A 19,206-nucleotide genomic window follows, 5' to 3' on the forward strand; every position below is an offset into this window, starting at 1 on the left:
TCTGAAGATGGCTGAACCACGTTTCGTACACCTGCGGGTGCATAGCGACTACTCCATGATCGATGGGCTGGCGAAAACCGGGCCGCTGGTAAAAAAGGCGGCCTCACTGGGTATGCCTGCGCTGGCGATCACCGATTTTACCAACCTGTGTGGTCTGGTGAAGTTCTACGGAACGGCGCATGGTGCGGGGATGAAACCCATCGTCGGAGCTGATTTTCATGTGCAGAGCGAACTGCTCGGCGACGAAATGACGCAAATTTCCGTGTTAGCGATGAACAACACGGGTTATCAGAATCTCACCCTGCTTATCTCCAAAGCCTACCAGCGAGGCTACGGCGCCCTGGGGCCATGGATTGACCGGGACTGGCTGGCGGAGCTGAACGAAGGGCTATTGCTGATCTCCGGCGGCCGCATGGGTGATGTGGGCAAATGCCTGCTGCGCGGCAATAGTGCGCTGGTGGATCAGTGCGTATCATTCTATGAAGAGTACTTCCCGGATCGTTATTATCTGGAGCTGATCCGCACCGGTCGCCCGGATGAAGAGAGTTATCTCCATGCCGCTGTCGCGCTTGCGGAAGCGCGCGGGCTGCCCGTGGTGGCAACCAACGATGTACGCTTCCTTGAGGCCGGGGATTTCGACGCTCACGAGATTCGCGTGGCGATCCATGATGGCTTCACCCTCGACGATCCCAAGCGCCCGCGTAATTATTCTGCTCAGCAGTACATGCGCAGCGAAGAGGAGATGTGTGAACTCTTCTCTGACATCCCGGAAGCGCTGGAAAACAGCGTTGAAATCGCCAAGCGCTGTAACGTTACCGTGCGTTTGGGTGAGTATTTCCTGCCGCAGTTCCCGACCGGGGAAATGACCACGGAAGACTTCCTGGTCATGAAATCCAAAGAAGGTCTGGAAGAACGTCTTGAATTCCTTTTCCCGGATGAAGAAGAGCGTAAAAAACGCCGTCCGGAGTATGACGAGCGCCTGGATATCGAACTTCAGGTTATCAACCAGATGGGCTTCCCGGGCTACTTCCTGATCGTAATGGAGTTTATCCAGTGGTCGAAGGATAACGGCGTGCCGGTTGGTCCAGGACGTGGTTCCGGTGCCGGGTCACTGGTGGCCTATGCGCTTAAGATCACTGACCTCGATCCGCTGGAATTTGACCTGCTATTCGAACGTTTCCTTAACCCGGAACGTGTCTCCATGCCCGACTTCGACGTCGACTTCTGTATGGAAAAACGTGACCAGGTTATTGAGCACGTGGCGGATATGTATGGCCGTGACGCGGTTTCGCAGATCATTACCTTCGGTACGATGGCGGCGAAAGCGGTTATCCGCGACGTGGGCCGCGTGCTGGGGCATCCGTACGGCTTCGTCGATCGCATCTCTAAGCTGGTGCCGCCCGATCCGGGGATGACGCTGGCAAAAGCGTTTGAAGCCGAGCCGCAGCTGCCGGAAATCTACGAAGCTGACGAAGAAGTCAAAGCGCTGATTGACATGGCGCGTAAGCTGGAAGGCGTCACGCGTAACGCCGGTAAACACGCGGGTGGTGTGGTTATCGCCCCGACCAAAATTACCGACTTTGCGCCGCTCTATTGTGACGAAGCGGGGCAGCACCCGGTTACCCAGTTTGATAAGAACGACGTTGAATACGCCGGGCTGGTGAAGTTCGACTTCCTCGGTCTGCGTACGCTTACCATCATCAACTGGGCGCTGGAGATGATCAACGCCCGCCGCGAGAAGAACGGCGAGCCGCCGCTGGATATCGCGGCCATCCCGCTGGATGACAAGAAAAGTTTCGACATGCTGCAGCGCTCGGAGACCACCGCGGTCTTCCAGCTTGAATCCCGCGGCATGAAAGATCTGATTAAACGTCTGCAGCCTGACTGCTTCGAAGATATGATCGCACTGGTGGCGCTGTTCCGTCCGGGACCGCTGCAGTCGGGGATGGTAGATAACTTTATCGACCGTAAGCATGGTCGGGAAGAGATTTCCTACCCGGACGTTCAGTGGCAGCACGAAAGCCTGAAGCCGGTACTGGAGCCAACCTACGGCATCATCCTGTATCAGGAACAGGTCATGCAGATTGCTCAGGTGCTCTCCGGCTATACCCTCGGCGGCGCGGATATGCTGCGTCGTGCAATGGGTAAGAAAAAGCCGGAGGAGATGGCCAAGCAGCGCTCTATTTTTGAAGATGGCGCGAAGAAAAACGGCATTGACGGCGAGCTGGCAATGAAAATCTTCGACCTGGTGGAGAAATTCGCCGGGTACGGATTTAACAAATCGCACTCTGCCGCCTATGCTTTGGTGTCGTATCAAACCCTGTGGCTGAAGGCGCACTATCCCGCTGAATTTATGGCGGCGGTAATGACCGCCGATATGGATAACACCGAGAAGGTGGTTGGCCTGGTGGATGAGTGCTGGCGCATGGGACTGAAGATCCTGCCGCCGGACATTAACTCGGGTCTTTACCATTTCCACGTTAACGACGATGGAGAGATCGTGTACGGGATCGGCGCGATCAAAGGCGTAGGTGAAGGGCCGATCGAGGCAATCATCGAAGCGCGTAATAACGGTGGTTATTTCCGCGAGCTGTTTGATCTGTGCGCCCGTACCGATACCAAAAAACTGAACCGCCGCGTGCTGGAAAAACTGATCATGTCCGGTGCGTTCGACAGGCTGGGGCCGCACCGCGCCGCGCTGATGAACTCGCTTGGCGACGCGCTGAAAGCCGCGGATCAGCACGCAAAAGCGGAAGCCATTGGCCAGGCGGACATGTTCGGCGTGCTGGCGGAAGAGCCAGAGCAGATCGAGCAGTCTTACGCCAGCTGTCTGCCGTGGCCAGAACAGGTGGTGCTGGATGGTGAGCGTGAAACGTTAGGCTTGTACCTGACGGGGCACCCGATCAACCAGTACATCAAAGAAATTGAGCGCTATGTCGGAGGCTACAGGCTGAAAGACATGCATCCGACAGAACGTGGTAAAATCACCACGGCTGCGGGGCTCGTGATTGCTGCAAGGGTTATGGTCACCAAGCGCGGCAATCGTATCGGCATCTGTACCCTGGATGACCGTTCCGGGCGTCTGGAGGTGATGTTATTCACCGACGCGCTGGATAAATACCAGCAATTGCTGGAAAAAGACCGCATACTTATCGTCAGCGGACAGGTCAGCTTTGATGACTTCAGCGGGGGGCTTAAAATGACCGCCCGCGAAGTGATGGACATTGACGAAGCCCGGGAAAAATATGCTCGCGGGCTTGCTATCTCGCTGACGGACAGGCAAATTGATGACCAGCTTTTAAACCGACTCCGTCAGTCTCTGGAACCCCACCGCTCGGGGACAATTCCAGTACATCTCTACTATCAGAGGGCGGATGCACGTGCGCGGTTGCGCTTTGGTGCAACGTGGCGTGTCTCTCCGAGCGATCGTTTACTGAACGATCTCCGTGGCCTCATTGGTTCGGAGCAGGTGGAACTGGAGTTTGACTAATACAGGAATACTATGAGTCTGAATTTCCTTGATTTCGAACAGCCGATTGCTGAGCTGGAAGCGAAAATCGATTCTCTGACAGCGGTAAGCCGTCAGGATGAAAAACTGGATATTAACATCGACGAAGAAGTGCATCGTCTGCGCGAAAAAAGCGTAGAACTGACGCGCAAAATCTTTGCCGATCTCGGCGCATGGCAGATCGCCCAGTTGGCGCGTCACCCACAGCGTCCGTACACCCTGGATTATGTCCGCCTGGCGTTTGACGAATTTGACGAACTGGCAGGCGACCGCGCTTACGCTGACGATAAAGCTATCGTCGGCGGTATCGCTCGTCTGGATGGACGTCCGGTGATGATCATTGGCCATCAGAAAGGCCGTGAAACCAAAGAGAAGATCCGTCGTAACTTTGGTATGCCGGCACCAGAAGGCTACCGTAAAGCCCTGCGTCTGATGGAGATGGCTGAGCGTTTCAATATGCCCATCATCACCTTTATCGACACCCCGGGTGCTTACCCAGGCGTGGGCGCAGAAGAGCGCGGTCAGTCTGAAGCCATCGCACGTAACCTGCGTGAGATGTCTCGCCTGAAGGTGCCTGTCATCTGTACCGTCATCGGTGAAGGTGGTTCCGGTGGTGCGCTGGCGATTGGCGTGGGCGATAAAGTGAATATGCTGCAGTACAGCACCTATTCCGTTATCTCTCCGGAAGGGTGTGCCTCTATCCTGTGGAAGAGCGCCGATAAAGCGCCTCTGGCTGCAGAAGCGATGGGCATCATTGCCCCACGCCTGAAAGAGCTGAAGCTGATCGATACCGTCATCCCTGAACCTCTGGGTGGTGCGCATCGTAAGCCGGAAGTGATGGCCGCTTCCCTGAAAGCGCAGCTGCTGGCCGATCTGGCGGACCTGGATGTGCTGAGCAAAGAAGACCTGCTCAATCGTCGTTACCAGCGTTTGATGACCTACGGTTACGCGTAAGCTTCACAATTATCTGAAAAGCCGCACACTGTTGCGGCTTTTTTTATACCTGCGGTTTACCCTGGCTATGCTTAGCTAATGTTTTTTAAGGAGGAAGCCCGTGAATATTATTGCCATTATGGGGCCACACGGCGTCTTTTATAAAGATGAGCCCATCAAGGAGCTGGAGCAGGCCCTGCAGTCACGTGGCTATCAGCTGATCTGGCCGCACAACAGCGCTGACCTGCTGAAGTTCATTGAGCACAACCCGCGGATCTGTGGCGTGATCTTCGACTGGGATGAGTACGACCTGGAGCTGTGCAGCGATATCAACAAACTGAATGAATATCTCCCGCTGTATGCGTTTATCAATACCCACTCGACCATGGACGTCAGTGCCCAGGATATGCGGATGGCGCTGTGGTTTTTCGAATACTCACTCGGCGTGGCCGAAGATATTGCGGCCCGCATTCAGCAATATACCGGCGAGTATCTGGATAACATCACGCCACCGTTTACCCGGGCGCTGTTTACCTATGTGAAGGAAGGGAAGTACACCTTTTGCACGCCAGGTCATATGGCGGGGACGGCTTATCAAAAAAGCCCGGTTGGTTGCCTGTTCTATGATTTCTTCGGCGGCAACACCCTGAAAGCGGATGTATCGATTTCGGTTACCGAGCTTGGCTCATTGCTGGATCACACCGGTCCACATCTGGAAGCCGAAGAGTACATTGCCCGCACCTTTGGGGCCGAGCAGAGCTATATGGTGACCAACGGTACGTCGACGTCAAACAAAATCGTCGGCATGTATGCCGCCCCGGCCGGAAGTACGTTACTCATCGACCGTAACTGCCATAAGTCGCTGGCGCATCTGCTGATGATGAGCGATGTCGTGCCGCTCTGGCTGTCACCCACGCGTAACGCGCTGGGGATCCTGGGGGGAATTCCGCGCCGTGAATTCACCCATTCAGCCATAGAAAATAAGGTGGCGGCGATCCCCGGCGCAAGCTGGCCGATCCACGCAGTGATCACCAACTCCACCTATGACGGATTGCTGTATAACACCAACTGGATCAAACAGACGCTGGATGTCCCCTCGATCCACTTTGATTCCGCGTGGGTGCCTTATACCAATTTTCACCCCATCTACGCGGGTAAAAGTGGAATGAGTGGCGAACGTGTGCCGGACAAAGTGTTTTTCGAAACGCAATCGACGCACAAAATGCTGGCTGCGTTTTCCCAGGCCTCGCTTATCCATATCAAAGGTGAGTACGACGAAGAGACGTTTAACGAAGCGTTTATGATGCACACCACCACCTCACCAAGTTATCCGCTGGTGGCCTCCATTGAAACGGCTGCGGCGATGCTGCGCGGCAATCCGGGTAAACGTCTTATCAATCGCTCTGTGGAGCGCGCGCTGCATTTCCGCAAAGAGGTTCAGCGGTTAAAAGATGAGGCTGAGGGCTGGTTCTTTGATATCTGGCAGCCGGAAGAGATTGACGAGGCGGAGTGCTGGCCGGTCGCGCCGGGTGAAGAGTGGCACGGCTTCCGTGATGCCGATGCCGACCACATGTTCCTCGACCCGGTAAAAGTGACCATCCTGACGCCGGGGATGGATGAACAGGGCAACATGAGCGATGAAGGCATTCCGGCCGCGCTGGTGGCGAAATTCCTTGATGAGCGCGGCGTGGTGGTGGAGAAAACCGGACCGTATAACCTGTTGTTCCTGTTCAGCATTGGGATTGATAAAACCCGCGCGATGGGTCTGCTACGTGGGCTGATGGAGTTTAAGCGTGCGTACGATCTGAACCTGCGGGTGAAGAACATGCTGCCGGATCTCTATGCGGAGGATCCTGACTTTTATCGCAATATGCGTATACAGGATCTGGCCCAGGGGATCCACAAACTGATCCGCCAGCACGATCTGCCGCGCCTGATGCTGCAGGCATTTGACGTCTTGCCTGAGATGAAACTGACGCCGCATAAAGCCTGGCAGCGACAGGTGAAAGGGGAGGTAGAAACCGTTGAGCTGGAAAATCTGGTGGGACGCGTCTCGGCCAATATGATCCTGCCTTATCCGCCGGGCGTACCGCTGCTGATGCCGGGAGAGATGATCACCGAAGAGAGCCGTGCGGTGCTCGATTTTCTGCTGATGCTCTGTTCTGTGGGGCGTCACTACCCGGGCTTCGAGACGGATATCCACGGTGCGAAACGTGATGAAAATGGGGTTTACTGGGTGCGAGTCCTAAAATAAAGGTGGCTGCTTGCCAGGTGCGGGTTTTCGGTTGTAACGTTCAGGCATCATAAAAAGGAGAAGCTATGCTGGGTTTAAAACAGGTTCATCATATTGCGATCATTGCCACCGATTACGCCAAAAGTAAGGCCTTTTATTGCGACATTCTGGGCTTTACGCTGTTAAGCGAGGCCTATCGTGTGGAGCGCGACTCCTGGAAAGGCGATCTGGCGTTAAACGGGCAGTATGTGATTGAACTGTTCTCTTTTCCTTTCCCGCCTGCGCGTCCGTCCCGTCCGGAAGCCTGCGGCCTGCGCCATCTGGCTTTTAGCGTGGACGATCTTGACCGTGCGGTAAAACATCTTGAAGAGCATGGCGTGAAGTGCGAAGCGATTCGTGTCGATCCGTTTACCGACAAGCGTTTTACTTTTTTCAACGATCCGGACGGTCTTCCGCTGGAGCTTTACCAGCAGTAAGCGCCATCCTGTGTGATAATGCCCGCTCTGTTCGGGCATTTTTTATGTGTAATTCTCTATGACCCTACCCGCTATTGCGCAAGCCGTTTCACCGTACCGCCAGCTGCTGGTGGGATTTAGCGGTGGCCTGGATTCCACGGTGTTGCTCCATCGCCTCAAGCTCTGGCGCGATCAACAGCCTGACGTTCAGCTCCGGGCGATGCATATCCATCATGGGCTGAGTCCTCATGCCGACGTCTGGGTTGCGCATTGTGAAGCGGTGTGTTCCGCATGGGCGATCCCGCTTGAGATTAAACGGGTAGTGCTCAGAGATGAGGGGCTCGGTATTGAAGCGCACGCGCGTAAAGCGCGCTATGCCGCGTTTACCGCGGCATTACAGCCCGGCGAAGCGCTGGTCACGGCACAGCACCTTGACGACCAATGCGAAACCTTTTTGCTGGCGTTAAAACGGGGAAGTGGCCCGGCGGGGCTCTCCGCCATGCCTGAACGCTCTGATTTTGCCGGGACGCAATTATTGCGTCCGCTGCTTGGCGAGTCGCGCGCATCGCTGGAAGCCTGGGCGCAGCAATATCAGCTGAGCTGGATTGAAGATGAGAGCAATCAGGACGATGGCTACGATCGTAATTTCCTGCGTCTGCGTGTTTTGCCGTTACTGACCGCACGCTGGCCGCACTTTGCAGACGCAACAGCACGAAGCGCCCTGCTGTGTGCCGAACAGGAGAGCCTGCTGGATGAACTGCTGAGTGAAGAACTGGCTGAACTGATTTCGGTAAACGGGGCGTTGGCGATCGCACCGCTGGAAGCGATGAGTCCGGTTCGTCGGGCCGCGCTGCTGCGCCGTTGGCTGGCCTCTCACCGTGCAACGATGCCATCGCGTGCCATGCTGGGACGTATCTGGGACGAAGTCGCCCAGGCGCGGGAGGATGCAACGCCGTGCGTGCACCTGAACGGTTTTGACGTCAGGCGCTATAAAGGCCAGCTGTGGTGGGTGAAATCGACCCCCTCGCTTGCAGATGTGGTGCTCGGCTGGCCATCGCCTGCGAAACCGCTGCTGTTGCCCTGGGATATGGGAAGCTTGTCTCTGGAGACGCCAGGCCATGTGCGTTTACCGAAAGCCGAAGAACCGGTCACCGTGCGCTTTAAGGCCAGCGGTATGCTGCACATTGTCGGACGTAACGGTGGAAGGAAGCTCAAAAAAATCTGGCAGGAGTGCAATGTGCCGCCCTGGTTGCGCGATACCACGCCGTTACTTTTTTACGGTGAAACACTGATTGCGGCGGCAGGGGTATTCATTACAGAAGAGGGCTGGGCAGAATCGGGCGTGAGTCTGGAGTGGAAAACGTAACGGGCAGCCAGGCTGCCCGTTAGTGTCATCAGGATTCGCTCACCACGACGGTGCCGATTTGCGGGTGGCTGAAGCTGGCAATTTTGTCCAGGCGTAGCTCACGCGTCGCACCGGCGTCTTCCACTATCAGATATTCCACATTCTTACGTGAAACCAGGTCGCTGGCTTTCGCCTTCAACACTTCGCCATCTTTTAACTCCAGCGTCAGTATTAAATGATACTGGCAGGCGAGTTCGAGGTTGTCATAGTCATCACAATTGATGGGTTGATAAGTATCATTCATCGACATAATCGCTCACCAGTAAATTCGCCGCAGCATACGCTGCTTTTTCCCTGACCGATTCTGAAAGGCTCTCATCAGAGGCCACTTCATTAAGCACTTTCAATACACAGCCCAACGCATCCGGGACATATCCCAGATCTCCGCTGGCGATTTCCGCATACCGTTTGCGAATTAGCTCACAATAATTATTCACATCCCCTCCCGCCAGCGCACTGACTTACTGTGAGATATCATTAAGCCTACGAAGATAAACTCGGTTTAGCAAGGTGACTATACCATACTCATTTAAGCAATATCAGAGCCTTGATGGCGCCGTATTCATCACGGCGTAACAGCCTTTTGCTGCTGTTTTCGCTACAATGTGCGCCTGATTCGAAAGGAGTTATCCCATGGCGCTGAAAGCGACAATTTATAAAGCGGTGGTCAATGTGGCTGACCTTGACCGCAACCAGTTTCTGGATGCGTCACTGACGCTGGCGCGTCACCCCTCTGAAACCCAGGAGCGCATGATGCTGCGCCTGCTGGCGTGGATTAAATATGCCGACGAGCGTCTGCAGTTTACCCGTGGCTTAAGCGCAGAAGACGAGCCGGAAGCCTGGCTGCGTAACGATCATCTGGGTATCGATTTATGGATTGAACTTGGTCTGCCGGATGAGCGCCGCCTCAAAAAGGCGTGTACCCAGTCTGCGGAAGTGGCGCTATTCGCGTACAACCAACGCGCTGCGGAAATCTGGTGGCAGCAAAACAAGAGCAAGAGCGGTCAGTTTAAAAACCTTACGGTCTGGTATCTGGATGATGAACAACTGGCGCAGCTGAGCGAATTTGCCAGCCGGACGATGACTCTGCAGGCGACGATCCAGGACGGTGCAATCTGGCTTTCTGACTCTCAGAATAATCTGGAAATTCATCTGGCGGCGTGGCAGCCTGCTTCATGATCGTGTTGTCCCGAAACGTCAGCATCCCGGACAATGAGCTGGAGATCACCGCCATCCGTGCGCAGGGGGCGGGGGGACAGCACGTTAACAAGGCTTCAACCGCTATCCATTTGCGCTTTGACATTCGGGCCTCAAGCCTGCCAGAGTATTATAAGGAAAGTCTGCTCGCTGCCAGCCATCATCTGATCACCAGTGACGGTGTCATTGTGATCAAGGCGCAGGAGTACCGTAGCCAGGAGTTAAACCGGGAAGCGGCTATGGCCAGACTGGTGGCGGTGATAAAAGAATTAACTACGGTGCAAAAAAGCCGTCGGGCAACGCGGCCAACCCGCGCATCGAAAGAGCGTCGGTTGTCGTCAAAGGCTCAGAAATCCACAGTGAAAGCACTACGCGGTAAAGTTCGTCGCCCTTTGGATTGACGAAAAGGAACACTATTTCATAAGGAATTCATTGTGAAAAAAGCATTATGGTCAGCGTTGGCAGTGAGTACGCTCTTTGCGCTTTTCGGATGTAACAACCGTTCGGAAACGCAGGTCCTGCAGCCCACGCAGAATGAAGAGTTAAAGCCAATGCAGCAGAGCTGGCGCGGCGTACTGCCTTGTGCCGACTGTGAAGGTATTGAGACGTCGCTGTTCCTGCAAAAAGACGGTACGTGGGTCATGAATCAGCGGTATCAGGGCGCGAAAGAACCCTCCTCTTTTGCGACTTACGGGACATGGGCACGCACGGCCGAGAAACTGGTGTTGACCGATACGAGCGGCGAGAAAACGTATTTCCGCGCCAAAGGCGAGGGGATGGAGATGCTCGACCGTGAAGGCAACCCGATTGAATCCCAGTTCAACTACACGCTGGCTCCGGTGAAAGCGGCGCTGCCGGCCACGCCGATGCCGATGCGGGGCATGTATTTCTATATGGCTGATGCGGCCATCTTTACAGACTGCGCAACGGGTAAGAAAGTGAGCGTGGCGAACAATGCCCAGCTGGAACGGGATTATGCGGTCGCACGCGGAAATGACAGTAAGCCGGTATTATTGACGGTCGACGGTCACTTTACGCTGGAGCCAAACCCGGATAGCGGCGAGTTGGTGAAAACCCTTGTGGCAGATAAAGATGCGAAGTTCGCGGCAGGCAAAGACTGTAACAGTAAATAACGCTGGCTTTGCGCCATGAAAAAACCCCGCCTGAGCGGGGTTTTTTATTTAACCTTTGATGGCTTTTACCAGGTAATCAAGGATATCACCGGTCTTGATCATCTGTTTTTCGCCGCTACGACGGTATTTATATTCAATCTCGTCGCTGTCGAGGTTACGGTCACCGATAACGATGGTATGAGGAATACCAATCAGTTCCATATCAGCAAACATCACGCCCGGACGTTCTTTACGGTCGTCCATCAGCACTTCGATACCTTGCGCGCGCAGCTCTGCGTACAGTTTCTCAGCCAGCTCCTGCACACGGTAAGACTTGTGCATGTTCATTGGCAGGATCGCCACCTGGAACGGCGCGATGTTATCCGGCCAGACAATGCCACGCTCGTCGTAGTTCTGCTCAATCGCCGCAGCCACCACGCGCGTGACCCCGATACCGTAGCAACCCATGGTCAGGATCTGGTTACGGCCATCTTCACCCTGAACGGCAGCGTTCAGCGCACGGGAATATTTATCGCCCAGCTGGAAGATATGGCCCACTTCGATGCCGCGTTTAATCATCAGGGTGCCCTGGCCATCCGGGCTTGGATCGCCTGCAACAACGTTGCGAATATCCGCCACTTCTGGCGTTGCCACATCGCGATCCCAGTTGATGCCAAAGTAGTGTTTACCATCAATGTTAGCGCCTGCAGCGAAGTCGCTCATCGCCGCAACCGTGCGGTCAATCACAACAGGCACAGGCATATTCACCGGACCCAGAGAGCCTGGGCCTGCGTTTACGACGGCGCGGATTTCCGCTTCCGTTGCGAAGGTCAGTGGGCTGGCAACCTGTGGCAGCTTCTCAGCTTTCACTTCGTTCAGCTCGTGATCACCGCGTACCAGCAGGGCAACCAGCGGGTATGCACTGCCTTCTGTGGATTTCACCAGCAGCGTTTTAACGGTTTTTTCGATCGGCAGCGCAAACTGCTCAACCAGCTCGGCAATGGTTTTGGCATTTGGCGTGTCAACCAGCGTCATTTCCTGGGTTGCCGCGCCGCGTGGTTCTTTTGGTGCCAGAGCTTCAGCAAATTCAATGTTTGCCGCGTAGTCAGAGGAGTCAGAGAAGATCACATCGTCTTCACCGCTCTGCGCCAGAACCTGGAACTCATGGGACGCGCTACCACCGATAGAGCCGGTATCGGCCTGCACAGCACGGAAATCCAGACCCATGCGGGAGAAGATTTTGCTGTAAGCCTCGTACATTTTGTCGTAGGTCTCTTGCAGAGATTCATGAGAAGTATGGAAAGAGTAAGCATCTTTCATCAGGAATTCGCGAGAACGCATAACGCCGAAACGTGGGCGAACTTCGTCACGGAACTTGGTCTGGATCTGGAAGAAGTTCAGCGGCAGCTGTTTGTAAGAGCTCAGCTCATTGCGAATCAGATCGGTGATCACTTCTTCATGCGTCGGGCCGAGGACGAACGGACGCTCGCCACGGTCAACGAAGCGCAGCAGTTCAGGGCCATATTGCTCCCAACGGCCGCTCTCCTGCCACAGGTCAGCGGGCTGAACCACGGGCATGGACACCTCGATAGCACCGGCGTTATTCATCTCTTCACGCACGATGTTTTCGACTTTTTTCAGGACGCGCACGCCGGTCGGCAGCCAGGTGTACAACCCGGAGGCCAGCTTGCGGATCATCCCGGCGCGCAGCATCAGCTGATGGCTGATGACTTCGGCGTCGGCAGGTGTCTCCTTCAGTGTGGAGAGCAGATATTGGCTAGTACGCATGTTGTTACGGTTCCATTTCGACGATTGGAACAGGCTGAAACGCCAGCCTGACACAAAAAAGTGGTTTAGTTTACCAGTGTGGCAAAGATGCCAAAAGAGAGGAGAAGAAAATTACCTGGGTTCCAGGGCAAACACTTCAAAACCGGTCTCTGTCACGCGCCAGCGGACATTAAAATCCAGCAGCCATACGGCGTAGGTTTTCCCGGCTTCCTCTTCTTTACGGTAGGCTGGACGCGGATCCTGCGCCAGAACGTCTACGATAAAGTCCCGCAAACGGGGATAGCGCTTTTCCAGTTGGCCAATTTGCGTAAGCAGTTCTGGCGTAAAGTCAACAGGCATATCCGCCTGCGGTGCTTGCTGGGCGTAGCTGGCCCGGGCATCTGGCAACGCTTCGGCAAAAGGCAGATAGGGTTTAATGTCGATAACCGGGGTGCCATCAACCAGGTCAAGGCTGCCTAACTCCAGTATCACCTGATCTTTCTGACAGCGTATTCCTTTCAGTTCAACCAGCGACATGCCGATCGGGTTTGGACGAAAGGTTGAGCGAGTCGCGAATACCCCCATCCGGGCATTTCCGCCCAGACGAGGAGGGCGCACCGTAGGACGCCAGCCACCGTCCATCGTCTGGTGAAACACAAAAACAACCCATAAATGGCTGAACGCCTCAAGCCCGCGCACCGCATCGGCCTGATTATAGGGCGCAATCAAGTGAAGTTCACCGCTGCCGCTGGTGACCAGACCCGGCTGGCGTGGCACGGCAAACTTCTCTTTGTAAGGAGAGCGGATAACGCCTATCTGTTCGAAATGAAAGGCACTCATTTCGCCGAAATGGTCAGCGCCGAACCAATACACACCGCCTGACGATAGCAGCCTGGTGTCCCGCTGGTGACCTCACAGCTGTGCAACAGTACCGCGTTAGCTTTCATTTTGGCCGCGTTGATCTGCATACGTTTACGGGCTGTCGGAATGTTGGGTGGGGAGTCCTGATTGGTAGCCTGACAGGATTCACCGCTCACCTCACCGAGCTCACGGAAAGGCTTGCCCACGAGGTCGTCTGCTTTGGTAATGATACGTACCGGCGCAGGGCGAGGCGCTTTAGGTTTAACGGGCTCTGCTTTTGGCGGGGTTGCAGTGCTTTGAACGGGTTCAACTGGAGATCTGCTTAGCATAGAACAGCCGCTCAGCATCAGTGCTAAAAGACAGATCGGTAAAGCACGCATAATAATTCCTCAGTGGATAATCAAAACGTCAGATATTGAATCAGTTGACTGCACAAATGACAAGACGGGCAGAAGCCCGTCTTGATGATATTACACTGAGGTCAGATTACCAGCCTTTAACCGCGCCGCCGTTAAACACTTTGTTGGCTTCCTGGTAAACTTCTTCAGACTGATAAGCCTGAACGAATTTCTTCACGTTTTCCGCGTCTTTGTTGTCTTCACGGGTCACGATCAGGTTAACGTACGGGGAATCTTTGTCTTCCACAAAGATGCCGTCTTTTGCCGGGGTCAGGCCAATCTGGCTGGCGTAGGTAGTGTTGATAACAGCCAGGGCGATCTGCGCATCGTCCAGAGAGCGTGGCAGCTGTGGCGCTTCCAGCTCAACAATTTTCAGATTTTTCGGGTTCTCGGTCACGTCGAGAACGGTCGGCAGCAGGCCAACGCCGTCTTTCAGTTTAATCAGGCCCACTTTCTGCAGCAGCAGCAGGGAGCGGCCCAGGTTAGTTGGATCGTTTGGCACAGCAACCTGAGAGCCTGGCTGCAGTTCGTCCAGCGATTTAATCTTCTTGGAGTAGCCCGCGATTGGGTAAACGAAGGTGTTACCCACCGCAACCAGTTTGTAGCCGCGATCCTTAATCTGCTGATCCAGGTACGGTTTGTGCTGGAAGGCGTTGGCGTCAATATCGCCTTTGCTCAGCGCTTCGTTCGGCAGAACGTAATCGTTGAAGGTCACCAGCTCAACATCAAGGCCATACTTCTCTTTTGCCACTTTCTGAGCGGTTTCAGCAACCTGTTGTTCTGCACCCACGATAACGCCCACTTTAATGTGGTTTGGATCTTTTTCGTCCTGACCACAACCCACCAGTGCCAGAGAGCCGATCAGCGCGCCTGCTGCAGCAAAGGTCTTTAATTTAAACGCCATGTTTTTATCCTTAACTCGTCGAGTTTGTGTTGTGTGTAACGTTATTTGTGCGTAACAGCCCGGACGATGCGATCGCCAGAGAACTGGATGAGATAAACCAGTACAACCAGCAATACCAGAACGGTATTCATTACGGTAGCGTTATAACCAATATAGCCGTACTGGTAACCAATCTGGCCTAAACCGCCAGCGCCAACGGCACCGCCCATCGCGGAATAACCGACCAGGGTGATTAGCGTAATGGTTGCCGCATTCACCAGGCCTGGCAGTGCTTCCGGCAGCAGAACCTTGCGCACGATCTGCATCGGTGTGGCGCCCATTGCGCGGGAAGCTTCGATCAACCCGGTTGGAATTTCAAGCAGGGCGTTTTCCACCATACGCGCGATAAACGGCGCGGCGCCAACCGTCAGGGGAACAATGGCCGCCTGCAGACCAATAGAGGTGCCGACAATCACGCGGGTGAATGGAATCATCCATACCAGCAGAATAATAAACGGGATAGAACGGAAGATGTTCACCAGCGCAGAGAGCGTACGGTACAACTTCGCGTTCTCAATGATTTGACCCGGACGCGTCACGTACAGCAGTACGCCGACCGGCAGGCCAATCACAAAACCAAAGAAACCGGATACAAAGGTCATTGCCAGCGTTTCCCAAACGCCGCGAACCAGCAGCCACATCATCGGCTCAGACATAACCCAGTACCTCTATTTTTACGTGATGTTCTTGCAGCCAGGCAATTGCCGCCTGGGTTTCTTCTTGTGTGCCGTGCATTTCCGTCAGCATGATGCCGAACTTCACGCCACCGGCGTAATCCATCTGCGCGCTGATGATGTTGTTGTTCACATTGAAGCGGCGCGCGGTTTCGGAAAGCAGCGGGGCATCAACGGACTGACCGGTGAACTCCATTCGCAGCATCGGGACGCTGTCCGTCGTGGGTTCGGTTTTCAAACGTTCCAGATAATCTTCCGGAATATCCAGATGCAGTGTGGACTGAATAAATTGCTGCGCCAGCGGGGTCTTAGGATGTGAAAACACTTCACTTACCGTGTCCTGCTCAATCAGTTCACCGTTGCTGATCACGGCAACACAGTCACAGATGCGTTTCACGACATCCATCTCGTGGGTAATAAGGAGGATCGTCAGGCCGAGACGACGGTTAATGTCTTTCAGCAGTTCCAGAATAGAACGGGTGGTGGCCGGGTCTAATGCGCTGGTGGCTTCATCGCACAGCAGCACTTTGGGATTGCTTGCCAGCGCACGGGCAATGGCTACACGCTGTTTTTGTCCGCCAGACAGATTAGCCGGGTAGCTATCATGTTTATCATCCAGACCCACGAGATCCAGCAGCTCGGTTACGCGACGCTTAACCTCATCTTTAGGCGTGTTGTCGAGCTCCAGCGGTAAGGCGACGTTGCCGAACACCGTGCGTGACGCCAGCAGGTTAAAGTGCTGGAAGATCATGCCAATCTGGCGACGCGCTTTGGTCAGTTCTTTTTCTGAGAGCGCGGTCAGTTCTTGTCCGCCAACTTCTACGCTGCCCTGGGTTGGGCGCTCAAGCAGGTTAACACAACGGATCAGTGTACTTTTACCTGCACCCGATGCGCCAATGACGCCATAAATCTGACCAGCAGGAACATGCAGGCTGACATTGTTCAGCGCCTGAATGGTTCGGTTCCCCTGCTGGAACACTTTGGTGATATTGGAAAGTTTAATCATTAGATTATTTTTATCGTATGTAAGTTAGCCGTGGCATTTTCGTCTGCCAGATACGGGTGATGCCCGTAAACAAAACGGATGTTAAGGCATCCAGACGTCTAAATCAATCCAACTCTGTGCGATGAGCACTTTATTGCGCTGCGATTCATGAGATACTAGCTGAACACGCCTTTTTCAGGAGCAAACCGGTGGCAAAATCAGTACCCGCAATTTTTCTCGATCGTGATGGCACTATTAATGTGGATCACGGTTATGTTCACGAGATTGATGAGTTCGAATTTATCGAAGGCGTTATCGATGCCATGCGCCAGCTAAAAGAGATGGGCTATGCGCTGGTGGTTGTCACCAACCAGTCTGGTATTGCGCGTGGCAAATTTACCGAAGCGCAATTCGAAACGCTGACGGAATGGATGGACTGGTCTCTTGCCGACCGCGGTGTTGATCTTGATGGCATCTATTATTGTCCTCATCACCCGCAGGGAACGGTAGAAGAGTATCGCCAGACCTGTGATTGCCGTAAGCCGCACCCGGGGATGTTTATCTCGGCGCAGGAATTTCTGCATATTGATATGGCCGCTTCTTATATGGTGGGCGATAAAATGGAAGATATGCAGGCGGCAACCGCGGCGGGTGTGGGTACCAAAGTATTAGTTCGCACCGGCAAACCCGTGACGCCAGAAGCAGAGACTGCAGCGGATTGGGTGATTAATAGCCTGGCCGATCTGCCTGAAGCGATCAAAAAGCACCAAAAATAGGCTTTTTGGCGAAAAGATGAGCGGTTGAAATAAAAATGCATATTTCCGCTTGTCATTCCCCGGAGGCCCCCTATAATGCGCCTCCATCGACACGGCGGATGTGAATCACTCCACAAACAGCCCGGTCGGTTGAAGAGAAAAAATCCTGAAATTCAGGGTTGACTCTGAAAGAGGAAGGCGTAATATACGCCACCTCGCGACAGAGCGCTGAAGCGCGTCGCAACTGCTCTTTAACAATTTATCAGACAATCTGTGTGGGCACTCAAAGTGACATGGATTCTTAACGTCCTCGGACGAAAAATGAATACCAAGTCTCAACGAGTGAACACGTAATTCATTACGAAGTTTAATTCATTGAGCATCAAACTTTTAAATTGAAGAGTTTGATCATGGCTCAGATTGAACGCTGGCGGCAGGCCTAACACATGCAAGTCGAACGGTAGCACAGAGAGCTTGCTCTCGGGTGACGAGTGGCGGACGGGTGAGTAATGTCTGGGAAACTGCCTGATGGAGGGGGATAACTACTGGAAACGGTAGCTAATACCGCATAACGTCGCAAGACCAAAGAGGGGGACCTTCGGGCCTCTTGCCATCAGATGTGCCCAGATGGGATTAGCTAGTAGGTGGGGTAACGGCTCACCTAGGCGACGATCCCTAGCTGGTCTGAGAGGATGACCAGCCACACTGGAACTGAGACACGGTCCAGACTCCTACGGGAGGCAGCAGTGGGGAATATTGCACAATGGGCGCAAGCCTGATGCAGCCATGCCGCGTGTATGAAGAAGGCCTTCGGGTTGTAAAGTACTTTCAGCGGGGAGGAAGGTGTTGTGGTTAATAACCGCAGCAATTGACGTTACCCGCAGAAGAAGCACCGGCTAACTCCGTGCCAGCAGCCGCGGTAATACGGAGGGTGCAAGCGTTAATCGGAATTACTGGGCGTAAAGCGCACGCAGGCGGTCTGTCAAGTCGGATGTGAAATCCCCGGGCTCAACCTGGGAACTGCATTCGAAACTGGCAGGCTGGAGTCTTGTAGAGGGGGGTAGAATTCCAGGTGTAGCGGTGAAATGCGTAGAGATCTGGAGGAATACCGGTGGCGAAGGCGGCCCCCTGGACAAAGACTGACGCTCAGGTGCGAAAGCGTGGGGAGCAAACAGGATTAGATACCCTGGTAGTCCACGCCGTAAACGATGTCGATTTGGAGGTTGTGCCCTTGAGGCGTGGCTTCCGGAGCTAACGCGTTAAATCGACCGCCTGGGGAGTACGGCCGCAAGGTTAAAACTCAAATGAATTGACGGGGGCCCGCACAAGCGGTGGAGCATGTGGTTTAATTCGATGCAACGCGAAGAACCTTACCTGGTCTTGACATCCACAGAACTTTCCAGAGATGGATTGGTGCCTTCGGGAACTGTGAGACAGGTGCTGCATGGCTGTCGTCAGCTCGTGTTGTGAAATGTTGGGTTAAGTCCCGCAACGAGCGCAACCCTTATCCTTTGTTGCCAGCGGTCCGGCCGGGAACTCAAAGGAGACTGCCAGTGATAAACTGGAGGAAGGTGGGGATGACGTCAAGTCATCATGGCCCTTACGACCAGGGCTACACACGTGCTACAATGGCGCATACAAAGAGAAGCGACCTCGCGAGAGCAAGCGGACCTCATAAAGTGCGTCGTAGTCCGGATTGGAGTCTGCAACTCGACTCCATGAAGTCGGAATCGCTAGTAATCGTAGATCAGAATGCTACGGTGAATACGTTCCCGGGCCTTGTACACACCGCCCGTCACACCATGGGAGTGGGTTGCAAAAGAAGTAGGTAGCTTAACCTTCGGGAGGGCGCTTACCACTTTGTGATTCATGACTGGGGTGAAGTCGTAACAAGGTAACCGTAGGGGAACCTGCGGTTGGATCACCTCCTTACCTTAAAGAACCTGCCTTTGTAGTGCTCACACAGATTGTCTGATGAAA

17 protein-coding genes and 1 rRNA gene are annotated in these 19,206 nt (G+C 54.2%); 10 read left to right on the forward strand and 8 right to left on the reverse strand.

Features of this window, described 5'->3' with window-relative positions; all coding sequences use genetic code 11:
- Positions 1-7 precede the first annotated feature (7 nt).
- The 5 genes from dnaE (at position 8) to tilS (ending at position 8,495) form a co-directional block, all read left to right on the forward strand.
- Positions 8-3,490, forward strand: a complete 3,483-nt coding sequence (gene dnaE, locus ECL_RS04770; protein WP_013095665.1) for a DNA polymerase III subunit alpha — start codon at positions 8-10, stop codon at positions 3,488-3,490.
- Positions 3,491-3,502: 12 nt separating this feature from the next.
- The gene (gene accA, locus ECL_RS04775; RefSeq protein ID WP_013095666.1) at positions 3,503-4,462 is read left to right on the forward strand and encodes an acetyl-CoA carboxylase carboxyl transferase subunit alpha; all 960 of its coding nucleotides are present in this window, start codon (positions 3,503-3,505) and stop codon (positions 4,460-4,462) included.
- A 100-nt stretch (positions 4,463-4,562) separates the two neighbouring features.
- Positions 4,563-6,695 (forward strand): lysine decarboxylase LdcC, encoded by a 2,133-nt coding sequence (locus ECL_RS04780; RefSeq protein WP_013095667.1) that lies wholly within the window; start codon positions 4,563-4,565, stop codon positions 6,693-6,695.
- A gap of 65 nt (positions 6,696-6,760) precedes the next feature.
- Positions 6,761-7,150, forward strand: coding sequence for a VOC family protein (locus tag ECL_RS04785; protein WP_013095668.1), 390 nt, complete (start codon positions 6,761-6,763; stop codon positions 7,148-7,150).
- A gap of 58 nt (positions 7,151-7,208) precedes the next feature.
- Positions 7,209-8,495 (forward strand): tRNA lysidine(34) synthetase TilS, encoded by a 1,287-nt coding sequence (gene tilS, locus ECL_RS04790; protein ID WP_044158883.1) that lies wholly within the window; start codon positions 7,209-7,211, stop codon positions 8,493-8,495.
- A gap of 28 nt (positions 8,496-8,523) precedes the next feature.
- Here the strand turns inward: tilS and rof are convergent, their stop codons facing one another.
- Together rof and ECL_RS04800 are read right to left on the reverse strand one after the other, a co-directional pair.
- Positions 8,524-8,784, reverse strand: coding sequence for a Rho-binding antiterminator (rof, locus tag ECL_RS04795; RefSeq protein WP_044158886.1), 261 nt, complete (start codon positions 8,782-8,784; stop codon positions 8,524-8,526).
- Complete coding sequence (locus tag ECL_RS04800; protein ID WP_008501889.1) at positions 8,771-8,971, reverse strand: YaeP family protein; 201 nt, start codon at positions 8,969-8,971, stop codon at positions 8,771-8,773. The genes rof and ECL_RS04800 overlap by 14 nt, the downstream gene beginning before the upstream one ends.
- Before the next feature lie 196 nt (positions 8,972-9,167).
- Here ECL_RS04800 and ECL_RS04805 point away from each other — a divergent pair, with 196 nt between their 5' ends.
- The 3 genes from ECL_RS04805 to nlpE are packed head-to-tail and all read left to right on the forward strand — an operon-like array spanning position 9,168 to position 10,864.
- On the forward strand, positions 9,168-9,713 hold the full coding sequence (locus tag ECL_RS04805; RefSeq protein WP_013095672.1) for a YaeQ family protein: 546 nt from the start codon (positions 9,168-9,170) through the stop codon (positions 9,711-9,713).
- Positions 9,710-10,132 (forward strand): alternative ribosome rescue aminoacyl-tRNA hydrolase ArfB, encoded by a 423-nt coding sequence (arfB, locus tag ECL_RS04810; protein WP_013095673.1) that lies wholly within the window; start codon positions 9,710-9,712, stop codon positions 10,130-10,132. Before ECL_RS04805 ends, arfB begins: the two co-directional genes overlap by 4 nt.
- A gap of 33 nt (positions 10,133-10,165) precedes the next feature.
- A complete protein-coding gene (gene nlpE, locus ECL_RS04815; RefSeq protein WP_013095674.1) occupies positions 10,166-10,864 on the forward strand; it encodes an envelope stress response activation lipoprotein NlpE in 699 nt (232 codons plus the stop codon).
- A gap of 48 nt (positions 10,865-10,912) precedes the next feature.
- On the opposite strand, the gene proS is transcribed toward nlpE, so the two are convergent.
- From proS to metN, 6 genes are all read right to left on the reverse strand, one after another.
- The gene (gene proS, locus ECL_RS04820; protein ID WP_013095675.1) at positions 10,913-12,631 is read right to left on the reverse strand and encodes a proline--tRNA ligase; all 1,719 of its coding nucleotides are present in this window, start codon (positions 12,629-12,631) and stop codon (positions 10,913-10,915) included.
- Between the two features lie 111 nt (positions 12,632-12,742).
- The gene (gene tsaA / locus ECL_RS04825) at positions 12,743-13,450 is read right to left on the reverse strand and encodes a tRNA (N6-threonylcarbamoyladenosine(37)-N6)-methyltransferase TrmO (protein WP_013095676.1); all 708 of its coding nucleotides are present in this window, start codon (positions 13,448-13,450) and stop codon (positions 12,743-12,745) included.
- Entirely contained in the window at positions 13,447-13,851 is a 405-nt protein-coding gene (gene rcsF, locus ECL_RS04830) for an Rcs stress response system protein RcsF (RefSeq protein ID WP_023621752.1), read from the reverse strand. Before rcsF ends, tsaA begins: the two co-directional genes overlap by 4 nt.
- A gap of 106 nt (positions 13,852-13,957) precedes the next feature.
- Positions 13,958-14,773: a methionine ABC transporter substrate-binding lipoprotein MetQ gene (gene metQ, locus ECL_RS04835; protein ID WP_013095678.1), complete on the reverse strand. Its 816-nt coding sequence runs from the start codon at positions 14,771-14,773 to the stop codon at positions 13,958-13,960.
- Between the two features lie 41 nt (positions 14,774-14,814).
- Positions 14,815-15,468, reverse strand: coding sequence for a methionine ABC transporter permease MetI (locus ECL_RS04840; RefSeq protein ID WP_003856130.1), 654 nt, complete (start codon positions 15,466-15,468; stop codon positions 14,815-14,817).
- On the reverse strand, positions 15,461-16,492 hold the full coding sequence (metN, locus tag ECL_RS04845) for a methionine ABC transporter ATP-binding protein MetN (RefSeq protein ID WP_013095679.1): 1,032 nt from the start codon (positions 16,490-16,492) through the stop codon (positions 15,461-15,463). Before metN ends, ECL_RS04840 begins: the two co-directional genes overlap by 8 nt.
- 188 nt (positions 16,493-16,680) lie before the next feature.
- Between metN and gmhB the strand changes: the two genes are divergently transcribed.
- Together gmhB and ECL_RS04855 are read left to right on the forward strand one after the other, a co-directional pair.
- On the forward strand, positions 16,681-17,247 hold the full coding sequence (gene gmhB / locus ECL_RS04850; RefSeq protein ID WP_013095680.1) for a D-glycero-beta-D-manno-heptose 1,7-bisphosphate 7-phosphatase: 567 nt from the start codon (positions 16,681-16,683) through the stop codon (positions 17,245-17,247).
- A gap of 371 nt (positions 17,248-17,618) precedes the next feature.
- Positions 17,619-19,158, forward strand: a 16S ribosomal RNA gene (locus tag ECL_RS04855).
- The last annotated feature ends 48 nt before the right edge of the window (positions 19,159-19,206 follow it).

It is taken from the genome of Enterobacter cloacae subsp. cloacae ATCC 13047, from assembly GCF_000025565.1.
Lineage (GTDB): Bacteria > Pseudomonadota > Gammaproteobacteria > Enterobacterales > Enterobacteriaceae > Enterobacter > Enterobacter cloacae.

Coding starts and splice junctions, on each gene's coding strand:
- rcsF (WP_023621752.1), bottom strand. CDS start 13,851: ATGCGTGCTTTACCGATCTGTCTTTTAGCACTGATGCTGAGCGGCTGT.
- ECL_RS04840 (WP_003856130.1), bottom strand. CDS start 15,468: ATGTCTGAGCCGATGATGTGGCTGCTGGTTCGCGGCGTTTGGGAAACG.
- ECL_RS04805 (WP_013095672.1), top strand. CDS start 9,168: ATGGCGCTGAAAGCGACAATTTATAAAGCGGTGGTCAATGTGGCTGAC.
- arfB (WP_013095673.1), top strand. CDS start 9,710: ATGATCGTGTTGTCCCGAAACGTCAGCATCCCGGACAATGAGCTGGAG.
- tilS (WP_044158883.1), top strand. CDS start 7,209: ATGACCCTACCCGCTATTGCGCAAGCCGTTTCACCGTACCGCCAGCTG.
- accA (WP_013095666.1), top strand. CDS start 3,503: ATGAGTCTGAATTTCCTTGATTTCGAACAGCCGATTGCTGAGCTGGAA.
- metQ (WP_013095678.1), bottom strand. CDS start 14,773: ATGGCGTTTAAATTAAAGACCTTTGCTGCAGCAGGCGCGCTGATCGGC.
- metN (WP_013095679.1), bottom strand. CDS start 16,492: ATGATTAAACTTTCCAATATCACCAAAGTGTTCCAGCAGGGGAACCGA.
- proS (WP_013095675.1), bottom strand. CDS start 12,631: ATGCGTACTAGCCAATATCTGCTCTCCACACTGAAGGAGACACCTGCC.
- tsaA (WP_013095676.1), bottom strand. CDS start 13,450: ATGAGTGCCTTTCATTTCGAACAGATAGGCGTTATCCGCTCTCCTTAC.
- dnaE (WP_013095665.1), top strand. CDS start 8: ATGGCTGAACCACGTTTCGTACACCTGCGGGTGCATAGCGACTACTCC.
- rof (WP_044158886.1), bottom strand. CDS start 8,784: ATGTCGATGAATGATACTTATCAACCCATCAATTGTGATGACTATGAC.
- ECL_RS04785 (WP_013095668.1), top strand. CDS start 6,761: ATGCTGGGTTTAAAACAGGTTCATCATATTGCGATCATTGCCACCGAT.